The sequence below is a fragment of the Streptomyces sp. NBC_00122 genome (assembly GCF_045160845.1).
In the GTDB taxonomy this organism is placed as follows: domain Bacteria; phylum Actinomycetota; class Actinomycetes; order Streptomycetales; family Streptomycetaceae; genus Streptomyces.
The window spans coordinates 6,110,255-6,123,005 of record NZ_CP108191.1; the positions used below are offsets into that span (position 1 = coordinate 6,110,255).

Consider the following 12,751-nt stretch of genomic DNA (forward strand, 5'->3'; position numbering starts at 1 on the left):
TACATCGACGCGGACGGCTACCGGTCCGATCGCCGCCGAGGGATTGTCAAATTCCGCTAAGGGGCGCCCCGTTGCGCCCCTTGTCATGCTCTGATCGTGACGTTAGGTTTTGCGTTTCCTGTTGTCTTCGATGGGGGCTCCCATGGGTGTACGGGGCCGGCACCGCCGGTATCAGCCGAGCAGTATCAACCGGGCCTCGCTCGCCGTCACCGCCGGTGGCGCCGGGATCGCGCTCCCGTTCATCGGCGCCGGAGCCGCGCACGCCGCCTCCGTGGACACCTGGAACAACGTCGCCGCCTGCGAATCGACGAACAACTGGCACGTCAACACCGGCAACGGCTATTACGGCGGCCTCCAGTTCAGCCAGAGCACCTGGCGGGCCTTCGGCGGTACCGTCTACGCCGCCCGCGCCGATCTGGCCACCAAGGACCAGCAGATAGCGGTCGCGGAGAAGGTCCTGAAGGGCCAGGGGCCCCAGGCCTGGCCGCAGTGCGGCAAGCAGGCCGGCCTCAGCCGCAGCGGCCAGGCGCCCGCGGCAGCGTCGCAGGGCCAGGCGCCGAAGGCGCAAGGTGCGCAGGCCCCACAGGGGGCGAAGACCGAGACGCGGCAGACGAAGGCCACCGGGCAGCAGGGCACCATGCCCCGCCCCACCGGAACCTCCGTGCTGCCGAACCCGTATGTGGTCGCGCCCGGTGACTCGCTCTCGGTGATCGCCACCGAGCAGCACGTCGAGGGCGGCTGGCAGGCGCTCTACGAGACCAACCGCGCCACCGTGGGAAGCAACCCGGACATGATCTTCCCCGGGCAGCGGCTCACCCTGCGGATCACCGGGGCCCCGCCCGCGCAGAACCCGGAGAAGCCGCCGCGCACGGCCGACCCGGTGAAGCCCGTGGAGCCGGCGGCGGAGAAGCCGGCCCAGAAACCTGCCGAAAAGCCCGCGGAGAAACCGGCCGAAAAGCCCGCGGAGAAACCGGCCGAAAAGCCGGCGGAGAAGCCTGCCGAGAAGCCGGCCCCGGAGCCAGCCTCAGCGCAGCAGAAGCCCGCCGCGGGCGGATTCTCCGCCCCCGTCGACGCCTCCATCGGTACCGCCTACCGCGTCGCGGGCTCCTCCTGGTCCAGCGGCTACCACACGGGTGTCGACTTCCCGGTGGCGACCGGAACCTCCGTCAAGTCGGTCGGCCCCGGCCAGGTCGTCTCCGCCGGCTGGGCGGGTGCGTACGGCTACCAGGTCGTCATCCGGCACACCGACGGCCGGTACTCCCAGTACGCCCACCTGTCGGCGCTCGGCGTCAAGTCCGGCCAGCAGGTCTCCGGAGGCCAGCGGATCGGCCGCTCCGGCTCGACCGGCAACGCCAGTGGCCCCCACCTGCACTTCGAGATGCGTACGGGACCCGGCTACGGCTCCGACATCGACCCGCTGAAGTACCTCCGCTCCCACGGAGCCGACATCTGACCCACGTACGTGCGACGGTACGGCGGTGAGCAGGATCAGCCCGGCGGCGGCCACCACGGCGCAGGCCGCAGCCGCCGCCGTGCCGGCCGCCCCGTACCGGAAGCCCTCGTCGAACAGCGAGATGCCGACCGCCGCCGCGACCACGGGATTGACGACGGTCACCGTGGCCAGCGGCGCGGTCAGCCCGGCGCCCCGGTAGGCCGCCTGCGAGAGCAGCAGCCCGCCGGACGCGAGCACCGCGATCGCCGCGAGGTCCGGCCACAGCCCGCCCGGCGTGCCCGGACCGAAGCCCTCGGCCACGGACTTGGTGAACACCGAGGCCATGCCGAAGGACGTACCGGCCGCCGCGGCCAGCAGCACGCTGCGCAGCACCGCCCGGTGCATCCGGTGCGCCGCCAGGAACAGCGTCGCCACCCCGGCCCCGGTCACGAACAGCAGCAGGCTCCGCTCACCGCCCGCCAGGGACTGCGCCCGCCCGCCACCGCCGGTCAGGGCCAGCAGCCCCGCCAGACCCACCGTGGCCAGCACCGCCCCGCGCCAGGCCGCGGCGCCCGCCCGGCGCCCCACGAAGAAGGCCGCCATCGGGAGCGCGAAGACGATCGTGAGCGCGCCGAGGGGCTGGACCAGACTCAGCGGCCCGTACGCGAGGGCCGCCACGTGCAGCAGGGCGCCGAGACCGTTCAGCCCCACCGCCACCCACCAGACGCCCCGTCGCAGCGGCGCGAACGGGCGGTCCGGCGTGGTCGCCGCGACCTGTTCCTGGACGATCGCGCCACCCGCGTACGCCAGGGCGGACACGAGGCAGAGCAAGGCCGACAGCGCCAGTGCACTCATGAAGTCCACAATGCCCGACCCGACTTCGCTATTCCTCCGCCCACAGGGGGTCACGAGTCATACTCCTGGCGTAGTACGGGAGTACGCGATCAGGCACGCAGGGCAGCGGAGAAAGACCGGAGAAAGACCGGAGAAAGGCCACGTCTGGACGCGTACGGTGACACCCCGCACGCGGTATGTGAGCCCCGTGGCAGCGGGTTTGGCTGCGGGTGCGTCGGATCCGTACAGTTCCCCTTTTGGGGACTTCCGCAGCAGGCGGATGCGGACGAGTGATCAAGGAACGGCAGCGGCCATGACGGTGACCGAAGACAGCCAGGACTACGGGCACGCATACGGACCGGGCATCGATCCCGAGCGGCTGGCCCTCTGCCTCAGCGTGCTCGACGAGCTGGACAAGCTCGACGTCGACCACCCCGACGCGATCACCGTACGCCGCGCCACCGCCGGCCTGTACCGCACGGTCAAGCAGCGCCGCCGTCAGGAGCGCCGCGCCGCCAAGACCGCCAACGACAAGGCCGTCACCGAGGCGACCGCGACCGGCTCCGCCGAGCGCATCGACGACGAGACCGAGGGCATCCTGCCTTCCTCCGGCACCGAGGCCGGCCGGATCGCCGGGATACTCCAGCGCCCGCGCTCCTGCTACGTCTGCAAGACGCGGTACGTCGAGGTCGACTACTTCTACCACCAGCTCTGCCCGGACTGCGCCCTCGAGAACCGTGCCAAGCGCGAGGCCCGCGCCGACCTCACGGGCAAGCGCGCGCTGCTCACCGGCGGCCGGGCCAAGATCGGCATGTACATCGCGCTGCGGCTGCTGCGCGACGGCGCGCACACCACGATCACCACTCGCTTCCCCAAGGACGCCATCCGCCGCTTCAAGGCGATGGACGACTCGGCGGACTGGATGCACCGCCTGGAGGTCGTCGGCATCGACCTTCGCGACCCGGCCCAGGCCGTGGCGCTCTCCGACCAGGTGGCCGAGGCCGGTCCGCTCGACATCCTGATCAACAACGCGACGCAGACCGTGCGCCGCCTGCCCACCGCCTACGCCGCGCTGGTCGAGGGGGAGGCCGCCCCGCTGCCGGCCGGCGAGCTCCCCGCCCACCACGTCATCGGCGCCTTCAACTCCGGCGCGGTCGACGGCCTGGCGGCGCTGCCCGTCGGCGTGAGCGGGCTCGAGGCGCAGAAGGTCGCCGACCTCGCCCTGGTCGCGGGCAACGCCAGCCTGGAGCGGCATCTCGCCGGCACCGCCATCGACGCGGGCGGCCTGCTGCCCGACGTCGTCGAGAGCAACACCTGGGTGCAGACCATCGACCAGATCTCCCCGGTGGAGCTGCTCGAGACCCAGCTGTGCAACTACACGTCGCCGTTCATCCTGATCAGCGCGCTCCGGCCGGCCATGGCCGAGGCCGCCCGGAAGGCGTCCAGCGGGCGTGCCTACGTCGTCAACGTCTCGGCGATGGAGGGCGTCTTCAGCCGCGGATACAAGGGCGCGGGGCACCCGAACACCAATGCCGCCAAGGCCGCGATGAACATGGTGACGCGGACCAGCGGCCAGGAGATGTTCGAGGCGGACCGCATCCTCATGACCTCGATCGACACCGGCTGGATCACCGACGAGCGCCCGCACTTCGACAAGCTGCGCCTGGCCGAGGAGGGCTTCCACGCCCCCCTCGACCTGGTCGACGGCGCGGCCCGGGTCTACGACCCGATCGTCCGCGGCGAACTCGGTGAGGACCTCTTCGGAGTCTTCCTCAAGGACTACGCCCCCGCGAACTGGTAGGGCCGGCGGGCGCCTACGTGCGTCCCACAGCCGATCCCCTGGGTCCCCTGGGACCCGACGGCCCCCTCGGTGCCCCGAGGGGGCCGTTCGCGTTCCCGGCGGGCCCGGACGCCCGGTACGCGCCCGCCGCGACCAGCTCCAGCACCGGCCGCCAGTCCTCCAGCACGCCCGCGTCCAGGCCCGCGGCGCCGGCCGTGTCGTGTGCCTGGAGCAGGTCCGCCGCCGCCTCGCCGTCCGGGCCGGCCGCCGTCAGGGCGCGGAGGCCCGCCTCGTCCCCGGCCCGCGCGTGCAGCCGTACCAGCCGGGCCACCCGCTCGCCCAGCAGCGGGCGGACCGCCTCAGCGTGATCGGTCCGGGACACTCCGTCACCCGGACGGAGCAGCTCGCCGAGATCCAGTACGAGCCCCGCTGTCTGGAGTTCCTTGTCGAAGGGGTGGGCGCGGCGAAGCAGGGCCGCAGTCCGCAGGCCACGGCCGTCGCGGCAGGCGTGCAGAAGATCCATCAGCTCTGGAACGCTTGAGATGTACGGCACTTCGAACCCCCGTATTCCGGACCTCGCCACCGCCGCTCCCCCCGTCGCCCCCGCGCGCATCCGGCGTCGAGCGGACCATGCTTGTCGCACCCGCGGGTCGAAGACTTCCTGAACTCGCGGCGAAAACAAGAGGGCGACGCGGATTTTGCCTTTCTATCGAGCGGAGGCCCGCTCATATGTGTACTCTGGGGCATCAAGAAGGCCCCATCCGGGCCACGCTCCACCAAGGCGCCACCGCGTCCGGAAACCCTTTAGCCCTTGCCCGGCTCGCGGTCCGCCTGCCGGGTTGCGCGACACGAAGGAGTGCGCGGTGACAGAAATCACGAAGCCCGAACCGACGTCGCTGGAGCGGTCGGGGTCGCGGCCCAAGTCGCGGACCGACGAGCTCGGAAGCCTCGAAGTCTGGGCGCGGTCCGCCCCCATCCGGCTGGCGGGGTACGAGGACGACCTGGCGGAGTCGCACATCCTGCCCGGCGTCGACTAGCGCGGCCCGAGCGACCGGAGGGTCCACGCCGGCCGGTCCGAAGAGAAGAGCGGTACTGAGCGCCCCCGAGCCGACCCGCACCGGGGGCGCTGCCCTGTCCGGCCGGGCACCGCGGGAAGTTCCCGGGCCGCCTACGCCGTGAGCGTCATCGCTGACGGCGATCAAGACTTCCCGCCGCGCGGCCGCCCGGGCAGGCTGAGCCGCATGAAGCTACTGATGCTGGGTGGAACCGAATTCGTCGGACGCGCGATCACCGAGGACGCCCTCGACCGGGGCTGGGAGGTGACCGTCTTCCACCGCGGCCACCACGCGCCCCCGCCGGGCACCGATGCCCTGCACGGCGACCGCACCGCCCCCGGCGGCCTGGACGCCCTTGCCGAGGGGGAGTGGGACCTCGTCGTGGACACCTGGGGCGGTGCTCCCACCGCCGTGCGCGACAGCGCCCGGCTGCTGCGCGACCGGGTCGGGCGGTACGCGTACGTCTCCAGCCGCTCCGTGCACGCCTATCCCGCACCGGCCGGGCTGGACGAGGAGGGTCCCCTGGTGGAGGGCTCGCCCGACGCCGGATCCATCGCCTACGCCGAGGACAAGCGCGGCGCCGAACTCGCTGCCCTGGACGCCTTCGGCGACCGCGCGCTGCTGGCGCGCGCCGGGCTGATCCTCGGCCCGTACGAGAACGTCGGCCGACTGCCCTGGTGGCTGAACCGCACCGCCCGCGGCGGTCCGGTCCTCGCCCCCGGCCCGCGCGAACTCCCGCTCCAGTACATCGACGTACGCGACCTCGCCCGCTGGACCCTCGACGCGGCCGCCGCCGGGCAGGGCGGCGCGTACAACGTGGTCTCCGCGCCCGGGCACGCCACGATGGGAAGCCTCCTGGAGGCCTGCGCCGCCACCACCGGCGGCGCGGCCGAACTGCGCTGGACCGACCCGGCCGTGATCATGGAGGCCGGCGTCCAGCCCTGGACCGAGCTGCCGGTCTGGACCGGGACGGGCGAGCCCCACGACTACATGCACGCCGGCGACGTGTCCAAGGCCCTGGCCGCGGGCCTCAAGTGCCGCCCGGTCGAGGAGACCGTCGCCGACACCTGGGCCTGGCTCCAGAGCCTCGGCGGGATCGCCCCGCAGCGTCCCGACCGGCCGGCCCCGGGCCTGGACGCGCAGCGGGAGGCGGCACTACTCGGGCTCTGACCAGGCGGCTTCCGCGAGCCGGGTGGGCGGCAGGTACTCGCGCAGCAGCGTGCGGTGCCACCACGCACCCGTCTCGCGCAGCTCCCGCCAGCTGGTGAACCGGTAGCGGTACAGCAGGGCGCGGACATAGCGGGGCGGGGCGTCCGGGAAGGGGTTGTGGCGCAGCAGCCGCAGCGTGTCCCGGTCACCCGCCAGCAGCCGCTCCACGAAGGGCCCGAACCAGTCCCGCGCATAGCCGGGGGAGAGCGCCGCGAACCACATCAGCCAGTCCAGGCGCAGATGGTACGGGGCGAACTGGCGCGGCACCCTGCCCGGTTCACCCGGCTTCCCCTTGAAGCCGTACTCCCGCCAGTCCCCGTCCGCGTGCGGCACCCGGTCGGCGGTGCCCTCCACCACCACCTCGTCCCGGATCCGGCCCACCGACCCGAACGCCCCGTACGTATTGACCAGGTGGAGCGAGTCGAACGAGCGGTTCATCACCTGGCGGCGCGAGACCATGTTGAGCACCGGATGACGGCTCAGCACCAGCACCAGCACGGTCACCGCGCAGACCAGGACCACGAACCACACCGGCGCCGCCCGCGAGGCCTGGGCCGGGGGAGCGCCCGCGAGCCCGGTGAAGTCCACGGCCGACAGGGCGAGCGTGATCGTCAGCCAGTTCAGCCAGGCGAAATTTCCCGACAGGACGAGCCACAGCTGCGTCGCCACGATGATCCCCGCGGCGTACGAGGCCACCGGCTGCGGAGTGAACAGCAGTACCGGGACGGCCAGTTGGGTCACGTGGTTGGCCCCGCACTCCACCCGGTGCAGCGGTTTCGGCAGGTGGTGGAAGAACCAGCTCAGCGGCCCCGGCATCGGCTGCGTCTCATGGTGGTAGTAGAGGCAGGTGAGCTTGCGCCAGCAGGAGTCCCCGCGGATCTTGATCAGCCCGGCTCCGAACTCCACCCGGAAGAGCACCCAGCGCAGTAGCCACAGCACCAGCACCGGTGGCCCGGCCCGCGCGTTGCCCAGGAAGACGGCGAGGAAACCCACCTCCAGCAGCAGCGACTCCCAGCCGAAGGAGTACCAGGTCTGCCCGACGTTCACGATGGAGAGGTACAGCAGCCACAGCAGGGCCCACATCCCCATGGCCGCGCCCAGCGGCACCTCGTCCCCGGCCCCGGCGGCCAGCGCGCCGGCCAGCACCGCCCCGGCCCAGGCGCACGCCGCGAACAGTCGGTCGGAGTAGCGCAGTTGGAACAGGCTCGGGGCGCGCCGGAAGGGCACGTACCGCACGTAGCGCGGTACGGGCAGCATGCCCCGCGCCCCGATGAGGGCCCGGAACTGCAGGGCGGCCCCGACGAAGGCGAAGAGGTAGACGCCGGCGAGGGCCCGCTGGAAGACCAGCCGGCCCAGCCAGTACCCGGGCGCCGTGAACCAGTCCATCGCCTCCAGTATCGGACCGGTCAGGCGGCGGTGGCCAGCCTGCGCACGTGGCGGCCCAGCCAGCGCGCGTAGCGCAGCTGGAGGAAGGGGATCACCGGGCCCGCGAGCCGGGTGTACCAGCAGGCGGGGCGGCTGAAGGCGGTCACGGTGAACCACACGGTGCCGTCGGGGTCCATGTCCACGATGAAGGACTCCTCCCCGCACTCCGGGTGGCCCGTCAGCGTGCCGTACGCGAAACCGATCCGGGCGGGTTCGTACGCCGTCCAGACCACCTCGCACGGAGCCTCGATGCGCAGCGGACCGAAGCCGATCCCGACGATCACCCGGCTGCCGGGGCGGACGGCCCCGGTCGTGTCGGCGTCACCGCGGATCCGCATGCCCGAGGTCCGGTGCGCCTGGAAGGTGGTCACCGCGACGCCGGCGGCCTCGAAGGCGGACCGGCCGTGCCCGATCCGGACCCGGTGGTGCAGGTGGTGGTATCCGGCGGGCAGCGGTCGCTCGGCGGTGGCGCCGCGATCGGGGTAGCTGAGGGCGTCCCGGCCGGCGCTGGTGAGGCGGGTCATGGCGTGGTCTCCTGTCGGTCTGCGGTCAGTCGGCGCCAGGCCAGCACCGAGCACAGGGCGAATCCGAGGGCGTTCGCGAGGCCGTGGGTCGCGGCCATCCAGGTCAAGGTGGGGTGCACGACGCCGGTGGCCTCGCCGACCGCCCACCACAGGGCGAGCAGCATGGTGGCCAGCAGTACCGCGGCCGAAGTGGCGAGCAGCGCACGCGTGGTCCGGTCTCCTGCGGCCGGGCGGATCTCCTGCCAGGTCAGCAGGGCCACGGCCCACATTCCGCCGGTCAGGACCACCGCGCCCGCCAGTTCGGCCCAGTCGTCGACGAAGTAGCCGAGGAGCACGAGCAGGGTGCCCGCGGGGACGCTGTACGCGGCCCAGCGCGCGCCCGGTCCGGGTGCCGCGGCCCGGCACACCAGCCCGGCGACCAGGGCCGCCGTGAATCCGGCGAAGTGGAAGTGGGGCACGGTGAGCGCCAGGATGTCGAGGTCGAAGCCGAAGAGCCGGTGGCCGGCGCGCTCGGCGACCAGGGCGGTCCCGGCGACCGACGGCGCGACCAGCGCGGTGGCCACCGCGACGTCCGCGGGGCCCGGGCGGCCGCGCAGGAGCCCGGCCGGGGCCCGCGCCGCGAGGGCCAGGCAGGCCGCGGCGTACAGCGCGGCGAGCGTCGTGGCGAGTGTTCCGCGCGGCAGCCAGAGGGAGACCGCGCCGAGGGCGGCGGGCCATGGCCACAGGCGGGCGGTCCGGCGCAGCCCGGCCGGGCCGATCAGGCGCAGTCCGGCCGGGACCACGTAGAGCATGCCCAGGGTGACGATCACGTTCACCAGTACCGTCACGGCGGACTCCCCTCCCCATTGCGGTCGAACGCTTTGAACGCGTTCAACCCATGGCCGTGACTCTACGGGCTTCCTTGAACATGTTCAAGAAGCGCTCCGGTTGCGGCCTTGCCGTGGATGCGGCAGACAAGAGGGAGCAACCGGGGCGAAAAGGGAGATTCACGTGCACGCACCGACACCTCCGACACATCGTCAGGCGCCGCGCCGTCATGCACCGGCCGGCGCCGCGCTGTTCGCGGCCCTCGGCCTGTTCGCCGCGGCGTGCGGCGGCTCCGAGGAGCCCAGCGGGGCAGCGGGATCCGAGAGCCAGGAGGTCCACCTCCAGCCCGTGGCCGCCGCGGGTCCCGCACCCTTCACCGCCACCTCGGCCACCGCCGAGTCCGCGCCCGTCCAGCCGCCGCTGCCCAACCGGACCGGACAGGGCATCCGCACGGTGAACGCGGCCACCCCCGGCCTGTACGCCGGCACCGAACGGCTCGGCAGCTGCGACGTGGAACAGCAGGTCCGCTATCTGACCGCCGACAACGCCAAGGCGCACGCCTTCGCCCAGGCCTCCGACATCGAACAGGCGAAGGTCCCGGAATTCCTCCGGGGCCTCACCCCCGTGGTGCTCCGCGCCGACACCCGGGTCACCAGCCACGGCTTCCGCGACGGCCGCGCCGACAGCTTCCAGGCCGTTCTCCAGGCAGGAACCGCCGTGCTCGTCGACGAGCACGGCATGCCCCGGGTCCGATGCGCCTGCGGCAACCCGCTGCTCGCGCCCCGCGCCGCCAAGGGCTCCCCGGTGCAAAAGGGTGACCCGTGGAACGGCTACCAGCCCAACCAGGTCGTGGTCATCGAGCCCACCACCCACGCGATCAACAACCTGGTGATCGTCAACATCGCCGACAACACCTGGATCGAACGCAAGAGGGGCGACGACGGCGCCCAGGACCGGCCTCCGCGGGTGCTGCCCGACTTCGACCCGGCCGACGGCATCCCCACCGGGCCCGTCACCCCGCCCGGGGCCGGGCCCGCTGAACCCTGCCCGGCGTCCGGGGCCGAGGACTGCCCGCCGCGGTCACCGGGAGCACCGGCCGGGCCGGGCGAGGGGCGGGGGCAGAATCCGGCCGAGCAGCCGGGCCTGGCCGTACCGCCGCAGCAACAGCAACAGCAGGAGCAGCCGTCGGACCTGCAGCCGTCGGACCTGCAGCTGTCCGACCAGCAGCTCTCGGACCAGCCTCTGTCGGACCAGCCTCTGTCCGACCAGCAGTTCTCCGACCAGCCCGTGTCGGACCAGCCTCTGTCGGACCAGCCTCTGTCCGACCAGCAGTTCTCCGACCAGCCCCTGTCGGACCAGCCGCTGTCCGACCAGCCGCCCTCGGACCAGCCGTCCGACCTGCCCCTGTCCGCCCCGCCCCTGTCCGATCTGCCCGCGGACGCTCCCGTGGACGTTTCCCCGGACACGTCGACGGACGTCCCGTCCGACCGGTCGCAGCCGCCTTACGACCCCATCGGGCCGGGCGCCGTCCCGGACGGGCAGCAGCCGCCGCCCTCCGACCCGGCGCCGCCGCCCTCCGACCCGGTCTCCCCGCTGGAGAGCGCCTGACCGGCCCGTGTGTCATGGTGGATCGGTGCCGACCACCGTATCGCTGCCGGACGACTGGCCCGCACACCCGGACCGGTCGCTCGCGCTCAACCGCATGGGCAGCTTCGACTGGGACCTGGTCACAGGGCTCATGCACCTGGACGGGGCAGCTCTCGACGTCTTCGACACGGCCCCTCACGAATACGACGGACGGCCCGAATCCCTCTCCCCGCGCGTCCCGCCGACCGAGGCCACCCGGCTCGACGCCCTCGTCTCCAGCGCCCTCAAGGGCGGCGAGGACAGCTACGGCGCCTACTTCCGCATCCGCTGCCACAACGGCCGGCTGCGCTGGACGCACACCCAGGGCCGCGTCATGCGCGGCCGGGACGGGCGCCCCTACCGGATCATCGGCATCGTCCGGGACGCGACCGACGAGCTCAGCCACTCGGCGGAACGGCTCGGCCTCGACGAGGAGCGGCGTCGCCAGACGTCGGTGGTCGAGAGCACCACCGCCGCCCTCGCCCACGCCCGCACCGTGCAGGACGTCATCGACGCGCTCGGCGACGCCCACGGGCTGGAACGCCTCGGCTCGATGGGCATGGTGATGGGCCTCGTCGAGGCCGGGCGGATCCACCTCGTCGCCGAGGGGCCGACGGGAAGCTTCGTACCCGGAACGCGGTACACCCGCATCGACGAGCAGTACCCGATGAGCGAGGTCGTGCGCTCGCTCCAGCCGCGCTTCCTCGACTCCGCGCAGGAGTTCGCCACGGACTATCCTGGTCTCTGGGCGAAGATCTCGTCGATGGACATCTCGGCGGCCGCGTACCTGCCGCTGATCGCCCAGGCCAGGCCCATCGGCGCGATCGGGCTCCTCTACCAGGACAAGGACGGCTTCACCCAGGACGAGCGGAACCTGCTCGTCGCGCTCGGCAGCAGCATCGCGCAGAGCCTGCAGCGGGCCATGCTGCTGGAGCAGGAGCACGACCTGGCGGAAGGCCTCCAGCAGGCCATGCTGCCGAGGCGGATCCCGTCGGTGCCGGGCGCGGAGATCGCCGTACGGTACCGCTCCGCCCGGATGGGCCAGGACATCGGCGGCGACTGGTACGACGTCATCCCGATGCCGGGCGGCCGGGTCGGCGCGGTCATCGGCGACGTCCAGGGCCACGACACGCACGCGGCCGCGGTGATGGGCCAGCTGCGGATCGTGCTGCGCGCGTACGCCGCCGAGGGCCACTCGCCGGGCACGGTCATGGCCCGGGCCTCCGTCTTCCTGCACGAACTGGACACCGACCGCTTCGCGACGTGCACGTACGTGCAGGCCGACCTGTCCACGGGGGTGCTGCAACTGGTCCGGGCGGGCCACATCGACCCGTTGCTGCGCACCCGGGACGGGGACTGCAGGCGGCTCCCGGTGGGAGGCGGCATGCCGCTCGGCCTCTCGGCGGAGTTCGGCCGCCTGGAGTACCCGGTGACGACGGTGGAGCTGGACCCGGGTGAAACGATCCTGCTGTGCACGGACGGCCTGGTGGAGCAGCCCGGCGCCGACCTCGACGACGGGATCCAGTACCTGACCTCGCTGATCCGCAGCGGACCGGCGGACATGCAGCTCCTCGCGGACCGGCTGTGCGGCGTCGTGGACGAGCGGGGCGGCGACGACGACATGGCGCTGCTCCTGCTGCGCCGCGAGGTGCCGGACGCTCCGCAGGGCGGCGGCCGCCTCCGGCAGCACGTGGCACCGGGGGATCCGGAGGCCCTGGTGGCGGCGCGCCACATGATCGGAGCGGCGGTGCGCGCGTGGGGTGCGCGGGAGCGGGCCGACGAGATCGAGCTCGTCGCGGACGAGCTGATCGTGAACGCCCTGATGCACACGGACGGCCCGGCGATCGTGACCCTGCGGGTCCTGGCCGGGACCGACCGGCGTCTGCGGGTGGAGGTCGAGGACCGGTCGAGCGCGCTGCCGAGGCGCCGGGAGGCGGGTGACGCGGGGGTGTCCGGGCGGGGGCTGATGCTCGTGGACCGGCTGGCGGATGTGTGGGGCGTGGAGTCGCGGGGCAGCGGCAAGTGCGTGTGGTGCGAGTTCGTGATGGGCTGACCGGGG

At 72.8% G+C, this 12,751-nt stretch carries 10 protein-coding genes and 1 pseudogene; 6 read left to right on the plus strand and 5 right to left on the minus strand.

Annotation, left to right across the window (positions count from 1 at the left end; genetic code table 11):
• Positions 1 to 142 precede the first annotated feature (142 nt).
• Entirely contained in the window at positions 143 to 1,453 is a 1,311-nt protein-coding gene (locus OG737_RS27930) for a transglycosylase family protein (protein WP_405677334.1), read from the plus strand.
• Positions 1,454 to 1,552: 99 nt separating this feature from the next.
• Here OG737_RS27930 and OG737_RS27935 read toward each other — a convergent pair.
• Positions 1,553 to 2,287: pseudogene (locus OG737_RS27935) on the minus strand (DMT family transporter); the annotation flags it as partial.
• Positions 2,288 to 2,579: 292 nt separating this feature from the next.
• Between OG737_RS27935 and OG737_RS27940 the strand changes: the two are divergent.
• Positions 2,580 to 4,067, plus strand: a complete 1,488-nt coding sequence (locus tag OG737_RS27940) for an SDR family NAD(P)-dependent oxidoreductase (protein WP_328928977.1) — start codon at positions 2,580 to 2,582, stop codon at positions 4,065 to 4,067.
• A 13-nt stretch (positions 4,068 to 4,080) separates the two neighbouring features.
• Here OG737_RS27940 and OG737_RS27945 read toward each other — a convergent pair whose 3' ends face one another.
• Positions 4,081 to 4,569, minus strand: coding sequence for a hypothetical protein (locus OG737_RS27945; RefSeq protein ID WP_328928978.1), 489 nt, complete (start codon positions 4,567 to 4,569; stop codon positions 4,081 to 4,083).
• A 340-nt stretch (positions 4,570 to 4,909) separates the two neighbouring features.
• Here OG737_RS27945 and OG737_RS27950 point away from each other — a divergent pair, with 340 nt between their 5' ends.
• Together OG737_RS27950 and OG737_RS27955 are read left to right on the plus strand one after the other, a co-directional pair.
• Positions 4,910 to 5,083 carry a hypothetical protein gene (locus tag OG737_RS27950; RefSeq protein WP_328928979.1) on the plus strand — a complete coding sequence of 58 codons (174 nt, stop codon included), beginning with the start codon at positions 4,910 to 4,912 and terminating at the stop codon, positions 5,081 to 5,083.
• Between the two features lie 204 nt (positions 5,084 to 5,287).
• Entirely contained in the window at positions 5,288 to 6,271 is a 984-nt protein-coding gene (locus OG737_RS27955) for an NAD-dependent epimerase/dehydratase family protein (protein WP_328928980.1), read from the plus strand.
• Here OG737_RS27955 and OG737_RS27960 read toward each other — a convergent pair.
• From OG737_RS27960 to OG737_RS27970, 3 genes are read right to left on the minus strand one after another with little or no spacing between them, the layout of a single operon-like run.
• Positions 6,257 to 7,696: a lipase maturation factor family protein gene (locus OG737_RS27960; RefSeq protein ID WP_405677331.1), complete on the minus strand. Its 1,440-nt coding sequence runs from the start codon at positions 7,694 to 7,696 to the stop codon at positions 6,257 to 6,259. The two genes, OG737_RS27955 and OG737_RS27960, sit on opposite strands and share 15 nt — an antisense overlap.
• 20 nt (positions 7,697 to 7,716) lie before the next feature.
• Positions 7,717 to 8,259 carry a DUF1990 domain-containing protein gene (locus OG737_RS27965; protein ID WP_328928982.1) on the minus strand — a complete coding sequence of 181 codons (543 nt, stop codon included), beginning with the start codon at positions 8,257 to 8,259 and terminating at the stop codon, positions 7,717 to 7,719.
• Positions 8,256 to 9,086: a YndJ family protein gene (locus OG737_RS27970; protein WP_328928983.1), complete on the minus strand. Its 831-nt coding sequence runs from the start codon at positions 9,084 to 9,086 to the stop codon at positions 8,256 to 8,258. Before OG737_RS27970 ends, OG737_RS27965 begins: the two co-directional genes overlap by 4 nt.
• A gap of 163 nt (positions 9,087 to 9,249) precedes the next feature.
• Here OG737_RS27970 and OG737_RS27975 point away from each other — a divergent pair, with 163 nt between their 5' ends.
• The gene (locus OG737_RS27975) at positions 9,250 to 10,674 is read left to right on the plus strand and encodes a DUF6777 domain-containing protein (RefSeq protein WP_405677329.1); all 1,425 of its coding nucleotides are present in this window, start codon (positions 9,250 to 9,252) and stop codon (positions 10,672 to 10,674) included.
• Between the two features lie 7 nt (positions 10,675 to 10,681).
• Positions 10,682 to 12,745, plus strand: a complete 2,064-nt coding sequence (locus OG737_RS27980; RefSeq protein WP_328928985.1) for a SpoIIE family protein phosphatase — start codon at positions 10,682 to 10,684, stop codon at positions 12,743 to 12,745.
• Positions 12,746 to 12,751 lie beyond the last annotated feature (6 nt).